This window comes from Micromonospora sp. DT48, assembly GCF_049844495.1.
Taxonomy (GTDB): Bacteria; Actinomycetota; Actinomycetes; order Mycobacteriales; family Micromonosporaceae; genus Micromonospora.
Window position 1 is genome coordinate 24,140 of the sequence record NZ_JBNCLE010000021.1, and the last position, 14,928, is coordinate 39,067.

Consider the following 14,928-nt stretch of genomic DNA (forward strand, 5'->3'; position numbering starts at 1 on the left):
GTCGACCCGTAGCGGGTGAACTGCTACTTGTCGTCGCCGCCGAACAGTGTCTTGACCATCTCGTCGGTGTCGACGGTGCCCTCGACCGCACCCTTGACGGTGGGCCCCAGCACCTCGACCAGCGGCACCAGATCCGCGAGCAGGTCGAGGACCTGCTGCGCCGGCTGATCGCCACCGAGGTAGTTCTTGTTGAACTCGTTGCCCGGCTCGTCGTCACCCCAGGGCTTGCCGCCGTTGAGGGTGTTGATGGCCGCCCCGGCATTGCTCCAGGCCGAAGCGAGTTGCGCACCGGCCGCGCCGAGTTCGTTGGCGCCCTCCAGGGCAGCGTCGGGCTTGACGAAGGTGTCGCGCAGTTCGCTCACCGCTTCTCCTCCCCGGGTAGATCGCTGTCCAACTGACGGAAGATGCCGTCCAGGTCATGATCGATGTAGGCCTGGAACTGACTGTCCGGTACGAACGGTCGAACCAGCTTCTCGACCTCAGCCATGGCCTTCTCGGTAGCCCGCCGGATCGTCTCGGTGACCGTGGCGGAAAGCTCCTTCGAGTTGGGCCGGCGGTAGATGCGCGGATCGAACTCGACCTTCGTCACGTGACCACGAGGACCGACCGTCACAGTGACCAGGCCGTCATCGGAGGTGACGGTCGCCTTCACCGTCTTGAGTTGCTGTTGCAGGTCACCAACGCCGGAACGCATCCGCTCGAACTGCGCCATCAGTTCGTCGGCACGGGCGCGCAGCGCCTGTACGTCCATGGCGTGTTCCTCCCCGCGCAGGTCCCATCCGCCGCCCACGCCCGGGCGTGACAACCCGACCATACTGAATGGGCGCGACATCGGCGTCCCCTGGTCCGGCGAGCAGCCGCCGCTAGGATTCAGCGGGGCCGGTTGACGGGAGGCGTGCAGACATGTTCCGGGACCGTCCGGTGACGACGTTCGTGCTGCTGGGGGCGCTTCTTTCTCCGGTGTTGGCGATTCCGGTGGCGAGCCCGGCAGCAGCCGCACCGGCGATTTGCAACAATCCGAGCGATCCGGGAGAGATCAACACCGAGACGCCCTGGCATCTACGGTGGCTCGCTCCGCAGCGCGTGTGGCCGTTCAGCACCGGAGCGGGAGTACGCGTCGCGGTCATCGACTCCGGCACCGACAGCAACCACCCCCAACTGACGGGTCGGGTGACCACCGGCTTCGACGTCCTGCACGGCGCACCCGGCGGCGACGTGGACTGCGTGTCCCACGGCACGGCAGTGGCCAGCATCATCGCCGCCCGCCGGCAGGACGGGGTGGGTTTCCACGGCCTGGCACCGGATGTGACGATCGTGCCGATCCGGGTCAGTGAACGTAACGCCAACGACGGCCCGGGCGCCGGCGGCGACACCGTCACCGGAGCTCGTTTCGCCCAGGCCATCCGGCGAGCCGTCGACGACGGCGCAGACGTCATCAACATGTCGGTGACGCTCTACCGACCGGACCAGGACGTGGAGCAGGCCATCCGCTACGCGGTGGAGAAGGACGTCGTGTTGGTCGCCGCCGCCGGCAACCAACACCAGGACGGTGCCCGCCCCGATCCGGTGCCCTATCCGGCGGCCTACGACGGCGTGATCGGCGTCGGTGCCATCGACCAGTACGGTGCCCGCATCCGACAGTCCCAGGTCGGCCCGTACGTGGACATCAGCGCCCCGGGTGGCGCCGTGGTGGCCGCGACCCGGCTGATCGGCCACAACACCTACGACGGGACCAGCTTCGCCGCCCCGATGGTGAGTGCGACCGCCGCGCTGATCCGGGCAGCGGAGCCCAACCTCTCCGCTCGGGCGGTCACCAAACGGATCCTGGCCACCGCCGACCCGGCCCGGGGTGACGCCTACCGGGGCTACGGCAACGGGGTGGTCAACCCGTACCGGGCGGTCACCGAACGGTTGACGACGGGAAGTCCCGTGGCGCAGCCTCCGCTGCCCGACGTGCCGCACGACGCTGCGGCGCAGGCACGCGCCGAGCGTTGGGCGCTGTTCGGCCGACTGGCCCTCTGGATCGGGCTGGCGCTGGCCGCGATCGCGGTCGCCGTCGCGGCGCTGGCCGCGCTGCTGCCGCGTGGTCGCCGCGCGCGGTGGCGACCCACCCGCCCGGCGGCACCGCCCCCGGCCGAGCCCGAGATCGACGAACCCGAGGAGATCTTCTTCCGGGTACCGAGCTCGACACCGCGCGGCTGACAGCGGCGTCGACGCCGAGCGGACCGTCACCGCTGCCTGCGGCGAAAACGGCGATGGCCCGGCGCAGGGGCCGGGCCATCACTACTGCGGGTCTCGGTTCAGCCGCCGAACTTCGCGCGGTTCGCCGCCTCGCGGGCCTGCATCTTCGCGGCCGACTCACGCAGCGCCTTCTCGATCCGACCGAGCAGGTCGCGAAGGTCGTTGGCGGCCGACTCCCACTCGCTCTGCCGCTGGAAGTACGCCTCCCGGGCGTCACCATCCCAGGTGGCCAGCAGCGGCGCGATGCCGGACTTGAGCCCGTCCAGCTCTCCGGTCATGTTCCGGACCGCTCCGCTGCAGCTGTCCGCTGCGGCGTTCAGCCCGGCGAAGTTGTACCGAATCTCCGTCATGAGTCTCTCCCCCGTCAGAGCTTCAGCGCCGCGGTGATCTGGCCGGCGGTGGCACCCGCGCTGTCCATGTCGGCCCGGATCTCCTCGTCGCTGACGTCGTAGTCCTTACCGGCGGACCCGACCGCCTCGGCGATCGCCCGAAGCGCGACGTTGAGTCGGGCCATGTCCTGGTCGAACCGCTCACGGACCTGGTGGAAGGAACCGGCACCAGCGCCCTTCCACTGGTCGTACAGCGGCGCGAGCTGGTCCATCAGCGAGTTGAGGTTGCCGGTGAGCCGATCGGCGACGGCATCGACGTCACCCTCGGTCTTCAGCATCAAGCCGGTGTCGGTATTCATCGACATGGCGGAAGTCACCCCCGTCCTCAATTGATCGCCCCGTCTCGCCGGGGCGTCCTGTCAGTCGGTGCTCGCGCACCATCGTCATACGAACGGTAGCGGGTCGTGTCCAGCGCGCGCTAGACCGCCACCTGCTCCGCCTCTCCATTGTGGCTGGTCAGGTCACTCCGGGTCGAGCGCGAGTTTCGCCGTCGTCGGGTCGAGCACCGGCCCGGCGGGCAGCCGGACCACGAGGCTGGCGGGCAGCCGGACCGGCTGCACACCCGAGTAGCCGAGGATCGCGGGCACACCCTCGGAGGCCAGGGGGTAGCGATGCCCCAGGTCGGTGACCAGATTGAGGGTGCCCGACTCCTGGTCCGGGGAGGAGACCGCCGCGACGAGGACGCCGTGCCCCGGCTCGATGACGACCCGGTCGGCGAGCGGGATGCCGTCACCGGTCTGCTCACCGGTGCGTACCGGTTCACGCACCGGTTGGACCTGCGCGTCGAGCAGCAGCGTCGGTTCATCCGCTCCCGGCTGGTAGGCCGCGCAGATCGCCGGTTGGTCGCCGGTCAACCTGGCGATGTCCGGCCGCTGCTCCGGCGCGCGATGCCGGCCCTGGGCCGGCGCGGACGCCTTGGGCGCGGCGGCGGCGGCACCGGCGGCGAGTTCGATCGGGTGGGGCCTGGCCTCGCCCGGGTACGCCGACTGCGTCTCCCCGTCGGCCATCACCACGTCCGCCTCAAGCGGGGTGATCGGCACCAGCCTCGACCGTTCGGCGAGGTAGTACTGGCGGCTACCGCCCTGGCTCTCCACCACGAAGACCTGGCCGACGCGGGCATCCGGCAACGCGCTCGAAGGCGTGCCCCGGTCGGCGACCCGGCGGGGAGCGATCGGTTCTCCGGCGGGCAGTGCGTTCAGCCACGCCCCACCGACCTCCACCACCGGCTCGGCGCTCATGGTGAGCCCTTCCAGCACGATCTTCTCGTTGCGGATCTCGTACCGATGGTCGCGCCAGATCAGGTGCAACCGCTCGGTCTTGCGGTCCCGCACCAGCAGCCCGCTGTCGCCCGGTTCCCGGCCGCCGGGGGGGGGGGGGCCCCGCCGGGTGCCAGGGAGGGCCACCGCACGATCAGTTGGCGCGCCCCGACAGCCCGTGTTGGCGCTCGTACGTCCGGAGCGCGACATCCCAGGCCTGGGTGTACTCGGACGGCCCGAGCCCAAGGTCACCGTGCCCCTTCACCGCCTCCCGCAGCAGAGTCACGAGATCCGGGATGACGCCCCGGCGCTCCTCCACGTACCGGTGGAAGACCTCCGCGAACTCCGCCCCGGCCAGATGCGCGGCGTGTCCGGTGACCGGATCGTCCTCGAGACTCTGCAGCACCGCGGCCCAGCGGCGGGTCAGGTCGTCGGCCTGCCAGGCACGGATCTTCTGCAGTTCGTGCTGGCACTCCAGCTCGATCCGCCTCTCCCAGTACGGCCGCAGCCGCTCCCGTACCCGCTCGTCCGGGCTGACCCGCAGGTGGACGCCGAACTGCGGCAGGTTCGAGTCCTGTGGCCAGCGCTGGTGCATCAGCAGGTTGTTCAGTGCCCGCTCCAGGTCGTGGGCGCGGTGCGGCTCGTGCTCCCGGGCAAGGTCGATCGACCTCTCCCGGACGATCCCACCCGCCCAGGGCAGCAGCCCCTCGGCGCGGGCGCGCAACTCCTCGAAGCTCATGTTCGAGGCGGTCCAGGCGTAGACGGCGTGCAGCCGGAAATCGAAGGCGTCGCCCTTGGCCGGCACCAGCAGCGGCTGCGGTACGTCCTGCCGGAAGGTCACGCGGGAGCGAACCGCCGGCCGTGGCACGGCCGGCGAGGCGAAGATCGAGTGCCACCAACGGCGCTGCGGCTGCCTCGGCACGGGCGGGCGTAGGTCCGGATTCACCGGGGGCTGATTGCTCATGGGTAGTCCTCACCGATCAGTCGTTCGACCTCGTCGAGCAGAACGTTGCGGGGCATCACGGAACGCCACACGTGCCGTAGCTGGTGGTCGAGTCGCCGGCACAGCGGTGGCCGGCCGGACACCACGAGTCGCAGCAGCGCCAGGACGTAGCTCGCGACCTCCGGCTGCCCGTCCGCGCGGTTGAGCCAGAACCCCAGAGTCCGCCAGGCCCGGTACGCCGTCTCCGGCAGACTCAGCGAGGTGGCCCAGAGCGTCGCCAGGTCGTCCGGGGCGACGACCCCGACGCGGGCGAGATCCAGCAGTTCCGGCCACTGCTCCCGGGGCGGCCGTGCCCACCGTTCGGCCAGCACCCGCAGCGTCCGGGCGGCGTGCAGGCGCACCTCCCGGTCGGGCGAGCGGGTCCACTCCGCCAGGTCGGGCAGCAGCGTCGCGGCGTGACCACTCTGGTAGACCTCGACCAGGCCCCGAACCACCGAGTTGTTCCACCGTTGCATCCGCGCGGACGCCACCAGGCGCAACTGGACCAGGGCCACGTCGGGCCAGAGCCGGGCCAGCCCGAGCTCGTGGGCACGGGCCACGGTGTCCCGCAGGTGGGCGGCCGAGCCGGCGGCCCAGCTGTCCAGCTCGACGCGTACCCGCTGTCTCAGCCGGGGTTGCATGGCCATCGCGACGAGCACGATCGCCGCCGCCTGCCGCACGCCGGCCCGCCGCTCCCGGGCCAGCTCACGCACCGTGTCCAGGGCCGCCTGCACGTTGCGGCCCGCCGTCCAGCCGACCGCGCCGGCCGCGGCCTGCCGCACCACCGGCTGGTCGGCGCGCACCAGATCCGCGAGCCAGCCGAGCAGCACTCTCGGCTCCCACCAGTCCGCCCACGCCGCGTCGAGCACCGCGCTACGCAACTCCTCGCTGCCCGGCGCGAACTGGAGACGGACACCACCGGCGTTCCAGTCGTCGTCCGACACCGTCACCGCCGCCCGCAGCGTCGGGCCCAGCAGGTCGTCGAGCGTGGTGCCGCGCAGCCGCACCGGAGCCGCCCTCGACGGCGCGGGCTCGCCGCCGGCCGCCCCGTCGACGGTGGGAAGCCGGTCGGCGGCGACGAGCCGGTCGGCGGCGATCCGGATCTCCGAGGTCGTCAGGCCGGCGAGGATCGCGCAGCAGAGCCGGAACGCCCGTACCTGGGTGACGGACCAGCCGACGGCGGTCCCAGCGTCGTCCTCCGCGTCGAGGATGCGCGCGGCACGTTCGCGCAGCTGCCGAGGTAGCAGCTCGGCCAGGCGGTCGGTGAGCGCACCGGCGCGTGGCGCCGTCCGGGCGATCGCCTCCACCACCGCGACCACCTCGCGGGGCCGGGGCTCCCCGCTCAGGTACGCCGTGAGCATCGGGTGCCGGCCGCACTCCTCCTCGACATACCGCTCCACGCACGCACCGTCGCAACCGCCCGCGCAGAAGCCCACACACCGCCCGGCCAACTCGCGTCGCAGTCGGGCGCGGAACACCTCCTCAGCGCCGGCCGGCCGATGTTCGACCACACGGCCGCTGAGCTCCTGGATCCGTCGCGAGAAGTCGCCGACCAGCAGCAGCGTCACCCCGTAGGTCTCGGCGTGGGCCGCCAGGGCGACGAGCATGTAGCCGTCCACCGAGCGCACCGTCTCGTCGCTGACCCGCAGCACGTAACCGCAGCCGGACCGGGGACCGGAGTCCCTGCCGAGCAGGTCGGCGAGGTGTTCTACCCCCAGTACGCCCACCCGGTCGAGGCCGTGCCGACGGGCCGAGGCGACCATCGCCGAGGTGAAGCGGCCGGTGCCGGGCGGACCGGACAGACACAGCAGATGACGTTGTTTCAGCTGGCGATCCAACTGCTGATCACTCAGGGCCGGGGCGTACGCGTAGGCGACGTCCCGGACGGTCGCCTCGCTGAGCGTCTCCGACCAGACCCGACCTCCGGTCGCCGCCGCGGCCGTCACGTTGACCGTGCCGATGGCCATCGCGCCGTGACCCGTCGCGTTCTGCCCCCGCACCTGCATGTCGCCGACGTCGATGCGGGCACCGCCGCCGAGCAGGCCGGCGAGCCGGCGCAACACGTCAGCGGAGTCCAACGGCTCCTCGGCGTCGTCGACGTCGTCGATCTCCTCGACCCCCGGAGGCTCCTCGGTCGGATCCGGCGCCGGTGAGCTGTCGGCCGTCACCGGCGCCCGTGGCTCCTCCCCCGGCCGGTCGCCGGCCGGTGACTCGTCGGCGTCGACGTCACCGGGGGCGGGCGGCACCTCAGGATCGAACGACATCGATTCCGGATGGCGGTCGCTCACCGGTCCGTGCCCCCACCGAACGTCGCGTCACGGCCGATCGAACCGATCGCCATCGCACCCGGTCCGACGGCGTTCTGACCCTCGACGACGATGTCACCGGTGCGGATCCCACCCGCCGGACCCTCCGGCGGTTCGCCGGACGCGGGGCATGGACGCGTCGGCTCCTCGCCTGGGGTCGTCGGCAGGTCCACCCACGACGTGAGGTCCTCGTCGACGACACAGAGCCACGCCGGCTCGCGGAACTCCTTGGCCGGGTGCACGACGTCGACGCGCCGGAACCGATCCGGACGGAGTTCCTCGGGATACTCGGTGACCACATCGCGGTAGATGTCGGCGGAGACCACCAGCGCGACACCGGCGTCCGGGAAGGCCGCCAGGGCTCGACGTACCGGTTGCGCGTCGCACAACCTGCTGACCGCGACGACCGCCTGCCCGGGGAAGCCGTTGGCCCCGTCGAGATGGACCATGCCCTGGTGCACCGCGACCCGGAGCCGGATGCGGGCCGCCGGCAGGCGGCTGACGTTGTACCGCCGCAGCAGCCGGTCCAACTCCGGCACGAACCGGCCGATGACCCGGGCCTCGGAAACGTCGCGGGGCAGGATCGCCAACTCGCCGTCACCGGACTGCTGCGTCGTCCAACCGACCCGGTCCATGCCCACCGCGTCGGCCGCCTCCCGCAGCAGCCGGTGGAAGTCGTGCTGCGCCTCGTACTGTTGATGATTGGTACGCCGGCTGTAGCGCTCCATGTCCACGCAGACCAGCAGGCGCCGCTCCGGATGTCGCATACGGTCGACCCTCCTCACCACGGCCCGTCGGAGCCGGGCACCAGGTGACATCCAAGACGCGACCGGCGGCGAAGATCCCGTAGAAAGACGGCATCGCGACGGGCTGTCGGCCAACCGTCATCCCGTCCTGGTCGGTGATCTCGTCGGCGCGACGCGGGTGAACTGGAAGGCATGTGGACCGTGCCGATCGAGCTGCTCCTCGCGCTGGATCTGCAAACCTGGCTGACCCTCGGCCTGGTCGCCGGCTACCTGGTCACGGTGGCACTGCTCCGGCGGGCGTCGCGCACCGTACGCGGCCCGCTACGCTTCGATCTCTGTCGTTGGTCGATAAGGGTGGGAGCGTTGATGCGGCGAGACCAGCAGCCGAGCACGCAGTGGCCGCACGGCACCTTCCTCCAGCGGCTCGGCCCGCCCGTGCGGTCGGCGCTGCTGGAACTCGGTGTCCGCCGTCGGGTGCCGGCCGGGCAGATCCTGATCCACGAGGGACGGCGGGAGTCCCACCTGGTGCTGATCGAGGACGGGCTGACCAAGGTCACCGCGGCACTCCCGGACGGCCGTACCGCGTTGTTGTCGCTTCGGGTCGGCGGCGATCTCATCGGCGAGATGTCGGCGTTGAACGACGAGCCACGCTCCGCCACGGTCACCGCGTGCGGGCCGGCCCGCTACAGCGTCATCCCGCGAGAGCGGTTCCGGGCCTTTCTCCGCAGCCACCCGGACGCGGCGCTCGAACTCGCGGCCATGGTCTCGGACCGGCTGCGCTGGTCGAACCGGCGACGGATCGACTTCACCTCGTACCCCGTCAAGATCAGAGTGGCGCGGGTGGTGGCGGAACTGTCCCGCACCCACGGTCGGCAGGCGCCCGGCGGTGTCGTCATCGACGTACGGCTCACCCAGCCGGAACTCGCCACCATCTGCGGCGCCTCCGAGACCTCCGTCCAGAAGAGCCTGCGTGACCTGCGGGCTGAGGGCCTCGTCGACACCGACTACCGTCGGATGACCGTCCTCGACCTGCCGCGACTGCGGGCGCTGGGGCAACTCGACGCCGACGAGAGGTAGCGTCCGACGGCGGGCACGCGGCCCCGACCGGCGCGGGTCAGAGGCGACCCTCGGCGACGGCCCGGGTCACCCAGGGGATGACCTCGTCGAGCATCTCGTCCAGCGACGTGGTGGCGGTGAAGCCGAGCACCTCGGCGGCCTTGGTGGTGTCCGGCACCCGCTTGCGTACGTCGTACTGGAAGGGTTCGTCGCTGACGTACCGGAACGGCACGTCCGGTCCCTTGATCTTGCGCCAGATCAGCTCGGCCAGCTCCAGCACCGTGGTCGACTCGGCGGTGGAGAGATTGAAGTCCTCGTTGCGGGCCGCCGGGTGTTCGATGGCGAGCACGATGCCGCGAGCCAGGTCACCGCCGTAGGTGTAGTGCCGCACCTGGTCACCCTCGCCGAGGATGTGCAGCGGATCCTGCCCCTTGACGATCTTCTGCACCAGGTCGGGCACCACGTGCGACATGGCCAGCTTCACGTTGCCGGAGAGCACCTCGGCCTGCCCGAGCGCCCGCCCCTCCCCCACGCCGACACAGTTGAACGGCCGCACGATGGTGTACGGCAGCCGGTACTGGTCCCAGGCGGCCCGCGCGTAGTACTCCACGGCCAGCTTCTGGAAACCGTACGAGGACAGCGGAGGCGGAATGCGCCGCTCGTCGCCCTCCCTGCTGGGCCAGTGCTCGGTGGACTCGAACACCATCGACGAGGAGAGATAGGTGACCTTGGACAGGCCACCGTCGCGATGCGCCCGGATCGCCGCGTCGCAGGTCGCCGCCATGATCCGCTCGTTGGTGGCGAGCAGGTCGTAGGCGTACGCGTGGAAGTAGGAGATCCCGCCGATCATCGCCGCACCGGCGACCAGGTGATCGCAGCCGTCGAGCAGGTCGGTCAGCAGGTCGGTGTCGCGGGCGTCCCCCTCGACGAACCGGAACCGGGGGTGCCCCTCGTGGCTCTGCGAGACCGGGCCGTACTTCGAGAAGTTGTCGACGCCCACCACCTCGTGGCCGCGCTCCAGCAGCTCCGCGACGAGGTAGCCGCCGATGAAGCCGGCCGAACCAGTTACCAGGACCTTCGCCACGTACGCTCCTATGCCGTCTGCTCGAACTCGGTGCCGCGCGGTGCCGGCACCGCCGGCTTCCGCACCCGGGCGGTCAACTTCTCCCGGCTCAGCCGTCGACCGTAGGCGAACAGGTACCAGCGCAGGTAGCCGGGGAGGAAGCGCCCCAGGTCGAAGTGGGACTCGCCGAGCGGCCGATCCAGCCAGATGGTGGGGATCTCGGCCACCGGCAGGCGCAGCCGGGTGGCCTTCGCGGTCAGTTCCAGCCCGATCTCGAAGCCGGTCCGTGACTCGATGCCGACCTGCCGGACGAAGTCCGTGTCGTACGCCTTGAAGCTGTTGGTGGCGTCGCGGGTGCCCACCCGGGCGAAGGTGTACAGGCTGCGGCCCGCCCAGCGGGACAACATCCGCTTCAGCCTCGGCCCACCGACCTGCTGGCCACCCGGCATGTAGCGGGAGGCCGCGGCGACCACCACGCCCCGGTCCACCAACCGGGCCAGCTCGTCGATCTGGCGGGGATCGTCGCATCCGTCGGCCATGGTCACCACCGCGACCGGTGCCCGCGCCGCGTCGATGCCGAACCGGATCGCGTTCGCCGGGCCCCGACCGTAGGTGTTGAGCACCGCCCGGACCCTCGGGTCGGTACGCGCGATCCGCTCGACGTACGGGACGGTGGTGTCCTCCGGCATGTCGTGCACGATGAGCACCTCGGCGGGCAGCAGCATCTCGCGCAGCATCCGCTCCAGGCAGCGGACGATCGCCTCGCCCTCGTTGTAGACCGGCACGATCACCGAGACCCGGGGGTTCACACCCGCACCCCCTGCCCGGTCAGCCCCCACATGTCGACCACCGGTTTCTCGGTGTCGAGGTGGGCGTACTGCTCGTGGGGCGCGGCGATGACCAGCAGGTCGGCCCGGCGCAGCACCTCGTCGAGGTCGACGAGGCGCTCGTCGGGCACGTACGGGTCGGTGCACAGCGTCTCGCGCGTCTTCAACGCCAGGATCTTGCGCAGCTTGTACGCCAGGCTCTCCCGGGGGTCGTCGCTGCCACCCTTGAAGGCCATGCCGAGAATCCCCACCGTCGAGGTGGCCAGGTCGAACCGGTCCTCCAGACGGGACACCAGGTACAGCGGCAACCCTTCGTTGATCAGCATCGCCGAGTGGCCGAGGACGAAGTTGTTCCGGTTGAACGCGGCCAGCTGCATGGTGTCCTTGAACAGACACGGCCCGGCCGCGAACCCCGGCATCGGCAGGTCCGCCGCACGCGGATAGTCGTACGCCACCGCGTGCCGGATCCGGGCGAAGTCCAGCCCGAAGTCGTTGGCCATCATCCAGAACTGGTTGGCGGTGGCGAACTTGATGTACCGCCAGGTGTTGGTGAACAGCTTCGCCAGCTCGGCCTCCTCGGGCTCGAGCGGGACGATCTGGTCGGTCAGGTGCCGGAACAGCTTCTCCGCCCGGGTCAGCGCCTCCGGGGTCCGCGCGGCGACGATCTGCGGCAGGGTGAACAACTCGGTCATCGCCCGGCCCTCGGCGATCCGCTCCGGGCAGAACGCGACGTCCGCGCGCAGTCCCTTGCCGGCCAGCAGCTTCTCGGTCAACGCGGTCACGCCCGGGTAGACGGTGCTGCGCAGCACGATCAGCTGGCCGTCGCGCAGGTGCTCGGCGCAGCGTTCCAGGGCGCGGGGCACGGCACCGAGATCCGGGTTGAGGTGCTCGTCGACCGGTGTGCCGACCACGACGACCAGGTGCTCGGAGACGCCGACGGCAGCCGGGTCGGTGGTGGCCCGCAGCCGCCCGGCGGCCACCGCCTCGGCCAGTGGAGCGGCCGCGCCGGGCTCGGCGAAGGGCAGGGTGGCCGAGTTGACACCGGCGACGGCCTCGGCGTTGATGTCGTACAGCACGACGGACAGCCCTCTGGCTGCGAAGGCGATGCCCAGTGGCAGGCCCACCCGGCCACAACCACCGACTATGCAGACGTCGACCGAGGCGGGTGGATCATCGGACATGAGGGGACTCCCGTGGGGGTGGCGGGGTGGTGACGGTGGCGGCACTCGGAATCCAAGCAGGCTAACCGCTCGGAGGTGACTCGCGGGTAACCAAACAGCCATCGGTCCTGACCTTTCGGTCGACCCACCACCTACCGCATCGACACCGCCACCGTCAGCACACCGCCCGTTTGCCGCCCACCCCCGTACGGCATGAAGGAAGGGCCCCTTTTTATCGCCTGGGGGGTGGCAGGCGATAAAAAGGGGCCCTTCCTATACAGCAGGCGTTAAGAAGGTGCCCTTCCTTACATGTCAGGCGCCGCGGAGGGTGGCGCCGAAGCGGTCGGCGGCGCGGGCCACCGCCGCGTCGCGGGCGGCCACCGCCTCCTCGACCGTCAACGTCCGGTCCGGGGCACGGAAGGTGAGCTTGTACGCCAGCGACTTGCGACCGGCGCCGAGCTGCTCCGAGGCGTACAGGTCGAACAGCCGGATCGACTCCAGCAGCTCACCGGCGCCCTCGACGAGCGCCTGGCGCACCTGCTCCGCCGGCACCGAATCGTCCACCACCAGCGCCACGTCGATCAGCGCCGGTGGGAAGGGCGACACCGTCGGCGCGCTGGCCGGCGGGGGCGACGGCACGGCGTCCAGGTCCAGCTCCATGGCGCAGGTCCGCCTCGGCAGCTCCAGCGTCGCCACGACCTGTGGGTGCAGCTCACCGGCGTGACCGACGACCGTCCCGTTGACCAGGAGCTCCGCGCAGCGACCCGGATGCCAGGGGGCGTGCTCGGCGGCCCGTACCTCGATCCACCGGTCGGGGATGCCGGCGGCGGCGAGTACCGTCCGGCCCGCCTCGATGGCGTCCGCCCAGCCCGCCGCCCGGCCGTCACCCCACCAGCCGGCCGGCTCGATGTCGCCGGTCAGCACGACGGCGACGTGCCGGGGTTGGTGCGGCACCACGGCGTCGGCGGCGGCGAACTCCGCGTCGGTGGGACGGCGGTCCACGCCCATCGCGGGCGGGCTTCCGGCGTCCGGCCGGGGGTGGAAGACCGTGCCGATCTCGTAGAGGGACAGGTCCCGTAGGCCACGGCCGAGGTTGCGCCGGACGATGCCGAGCAGCGGGCCGAGCAGCGTGGTACGCAGCAGCGGCTCCTCCTCGGACAGCGGGTTGGCCACCCGCACCGCCCGGCGGCGCGGGTCGTCGGCGGGCAGGCCGAGTTGGTCGGCCAGGCCGGTGGCGACGAACGGGTGCGCCAGGACCTCCACGTGGCCCCGCTCGGCCAGGGCGCGGGACACCGCCCGGTTACGCCGCTGCTGCCAGGTCAGCCCCCGGCCGGGCGGCGCGGTCGGCAGCACCGACGGCACCTTGTCGTACCCGTCGAGGCGGACCACCTCCTCGATCAGGTCCGCCGGGTCGGTCAGGTCGGGTCGCCAGGTCGGCGGGGTGACGCTGAGCGTGTCGTGGTCCCCGGCGGCCACCGCCGTCTCGCCCGGGTCCTCGGCCAGCCGGTCGGGACCACGGACCACGGTGCAGCCGACCTGCTCCAGCAGGGCGACCACCCGCTCCGGCGGGTAGTCCACCCCGACCCGCCGACCCGGCAGGTCGACCGGCAGGGTGATCGGGGCGGGCGGCCGGACGTGGTCGATGTCCAGCACCTCGTCACTGGCGGTGCCGCCGGCGTACGAGGTGAGCAGTTCGACGGCCCGGTCCAACGCGACCAACGGCAGCGCCGGATCCACTCCCCGCTCCCAGCGCTTCGCCGCCTCGCTGAACAGCTTGTGCCGACGTGCGGTGCGGCCGACCATCGCCGGATCCCAGTGCGCGGCCTCGAACAGCACGTTGACGGTGCCCGGCAGGACCTCACTGGTCTCCCCGCCCATCACGGCGGCGAGCGAGATCGGCATGCCGGAGCCCTCACCGGCGACCGGGTTCGGCAGCCCGGCGTCGCAGATGACCATGTCCTCCTGGGCGAGCGCCCGGGTCACCCCGTCGAGCGTGGTCAGCTTCTCCCCCGGCACCGCCCGGCGCACCACCAGCGGGCCTTCGATCCGGTCGGCGTCGAAGGCGTGCATCGGCTGGCCGAGTTCGAGCATCACGTAGTTGGTGATGTCGACCGGCAGCGAGATGTTGCGGATGCCGGCGATGGTGAGCCGTTGCCGCATCCACTCCGGGGTCTGCGCCGACGGGTCGACGCCGCGCACCATCCGGGCCGCGAACCGGTCGCAGCCGACCGGATCGCGCACCTCCACCGGGTACGCCGGCTCGGGGGTGGCGGGGGTGGCGGGTACTCGACCCCGGTCGGTGTAGTCGACACCGAAGGCGTGCGCCAGTTCACGGGCGAGCCCACGCAGCGACATCTGGTAGCCCCGGTCCGGGGTGATCTCGACCTCGACGACGATGTCGCAGAGGCCGACCACCGGACGGGCGTCGTCGCCGGGTTCGGCCGCGACGTCCTCGGGCAGCACCAGGATGCCGGAGTGGTCGTCGCCCAGCCCCAGTTCCTTGGCCGAGCAGATCATGCCGTTGGAGTTACGCCCGTACGTCTTGCGGGCTCCGATGGCGAAGCCACCGGGCAGCACCCCACCGGGCAGGATCACCACGACCCGGTCCCCGGGGGCGAAGTTGCGGGCGCCACAGACGATCTCCTGCGGCTCGCCGGTGCCGTTGGCGGTGCCCACGTTCACCCGGCAGAACCGGATCGGCTTCTTGAAGCCGGTCAGCTCCTCGATCTCCAGGATCTCGCCGACCACCAGTTGCCCGGTCACCGTGCCGGACAGGTCCACGATGGACTCGACTTCGATGCCGAGATCCACCAGGGCCCGCTCCAGCTCGTCAACGGTCAGGTCGGGAAGGTCGACGTACTCCCGCAGCCAACTGAGAGAAACTCGCATTACTGGTAACCAC

Annotated in this window: 13 protein-coding genes and 1 pseudogene; 2 read left to right on the top strand and 12 right to left on the bottom strand. The window is 71.2% G+C overall.

From position 1 onward, the window contains the following. Positions 1–23: 23 nt before the first annotated feature. Together ACLQ2S_RS22640 and ACLQ2S_RS22645 are read right to left on the bottom strand one after the other, a co-directional pair. Positions 24–362: a hypothetical protein gene (locus ACLQ2S_RS22640; protein ID WP_425702706.1), complete on the bottom strand. Its 339-nt coding sequence runs from the start codon at positions 360–362 to the stop codon at positions 24–26. Further along, positions 359–751 carry a YbaB/EbfC family nucleoid-associated protein gene (locus ACLQ2S_RS22645; RefSeq protein ID WP_155221725.1) on the bottom strand — a complete coding sequence of 131 codons (393 nt, stop codon included), beginning with the start codon at positions 749–751 and terminating at the stop codon, positions 359–361. Before ACLQ2S_RS22645 ends, ACLQ2S_RS22640 begins: the two co-directional genes overlap by 4 nt. Positions 752–903: 152 nt before the next feature. Here ACLQ2S_RS22645 and mycP point away from each other — a divergent pair, with 152 nt between their 5' ends. Further along, on the top strand, positions 904–2,202 hold the full coding sequence (gene mycP / locus ACLQ2S_RS22650; protein WP_425702708.1) for a type VII secretion-associated serine protease mycosin: 1,299 nt from the start codon (positions 904–906) through the stop codon (positions 2,200–2,202). 98 nt (positions 2,203–2,300) lie between these two features. Here mycP and ACLQ2S_RS22655 read toward each other — a convergent pair whose 3' ends face one another. From ACLQ2S_RS22655 to ACLQ2S_RS22680, 6 genes and pseudogenes are all read right to left on the bottom strand, one after another. Beyond that, positions 2,301–2,591: a WXG100 family type VII secretion target gene (locus ACLQ2S_RS22655; protein ID WP_155221727.1), complete on the bottom strand. Its 291-nt coding sequence runs from the start codon at positions 2,589–2,591 to the stop codon at positions 2,301–2,303. Positions 2,592–2,605: 14 nt separating this feature from the next. Beyond that, positions 2,606–2,935, bottom strand: coding sequence for a WXG100 family type VII secretion target (locus ACLQ2S_RS22660; protein ID WP_155221728.1), 330 nt, complete (start codon positions 2,933–2,935; stop codon positions 2,606–2,608). Positions 2,936–3,091: 156 nt separating this feature from the next. Continuing rightward, positions 3,092–4,147, bottom strand: a pseudogene (gene eccB / locus ACLQ2S_RS22665) (type VII secretion protein EccB); the annotation flags it as partial. Continuing rightward, positions 4,041–4,850, bottom strand: a complete 810-nt coding sequence (locus ACLQ2S_RS22670; RefSeq protein WP_230462576.1) for a hypothetical protein — start codon at positions 4,848–4,850, stop codon at positions 4,041–4,043. The pseudogene eccB and the gene ACLQ2S_RS22670, both read right to left, overlap by 107 nt. Beyond that, on the bottom strand, positions 4,847–7,132 hold the full coding sequence (locus ACLQ2S_RS22675; RefSeq protein WP_155218048.1) for a hypothetical protein: 2,286 nt from the start codon (positions 7,130–7,132) through the stop codon (positions 4,847–4,849). Before ACLQ2S_RS22675 ends, ACLQ2S_RS22670 begins: the two co-directional genes overlap by 4 nt. Before the next feature lie 20 nt (positions 7,133–7,152). Continuing rightward, entirely contained in the window at positions 7,153–7,941 is a 789-nt protein-coding gene (locus ACLQ2S_RS22680) for a hypothetical protein (RefSeq protein WP_155218046.1), read from the bottom strand. A gap of 171 nt (positions 7,942–8,112) precedes the next feature. Between ACLQ2S_RS22680 and ACLQ2S_RS22685 the strand changes: the two genes are divergently transcribed. Then, positions 8,113–8,997: a Crp/Fnr family transcriptional regulator gene (locus tag ACLQ2S_RS22685; protein WP_230462575.1), complete on the top strand. Its 885-nt coding sequence runs from the start codon at positions 8,113–8,115 to the stop codon at positions 8,995–8,997. Between the two features lie 37 nt (positions 8,998–9,034). Here the strand turns inward: ACLQ2S_RS22685 and ACLQ2S_RS22690 are convergent, their stop codons facing one another. From ACLQ2S_RS22690 to pheT, 4 genes are all read right to left on the bottom strand, one after another. Then, positions 9,035–10,060 (bottom strand): NAD-dependent epimerase/dehydratase family protein, encoded by a 1,026-nt coding sequence (locus tag ACLQ2S_RS22690; RefSeq protein WP_425702713.1) that lies wholly within the window; start codon positions 10,058–10,060, stop codon positions 9,035–9,037. 8 nt (positions 10,061–10,068) lie between these two features. Then, entirely contained in the window at positions 10,069–10,848 is a 780-nt protein-coding gene (locus ACLQ2S_RS22695; protein ID WP_425702715.1) for a glycosyltransferase family 2 protein, read from the bottom strand. Beyond that, positions 10,845–12,047 (bottom strand): nucleotide sugar dehydrogenase, encoded by a 1,203-nt coding sequence (locus ACLQ2S_RS22700; protein WP_425702717.1) that lies wholly within the window; start codon positions 12,045–12,047, stop codon positions 10,845–10,847. The genes ACLQ2S_RS22695 and ACLQ2S_RS22700 overlap by 4 nt, the downstream gene beginning before the upstream one ends. A gap of 291 nt (positions 12,048–12,338) precedes the next feature. After that, complete coding sequence (pheT, locus tag ACLQ2S_RS22705; RefSeq protein WP_425702719.1) at positions 12,339–14,915, bottom strand: phenylalanine--tRNA ligase subunit beta; 2,577 nt, start codon at positions 14,913–14,915, stop codon at positions 12,339–12,341. Positions 14,916–14,928: the final 13 nt, after the last annotated feature.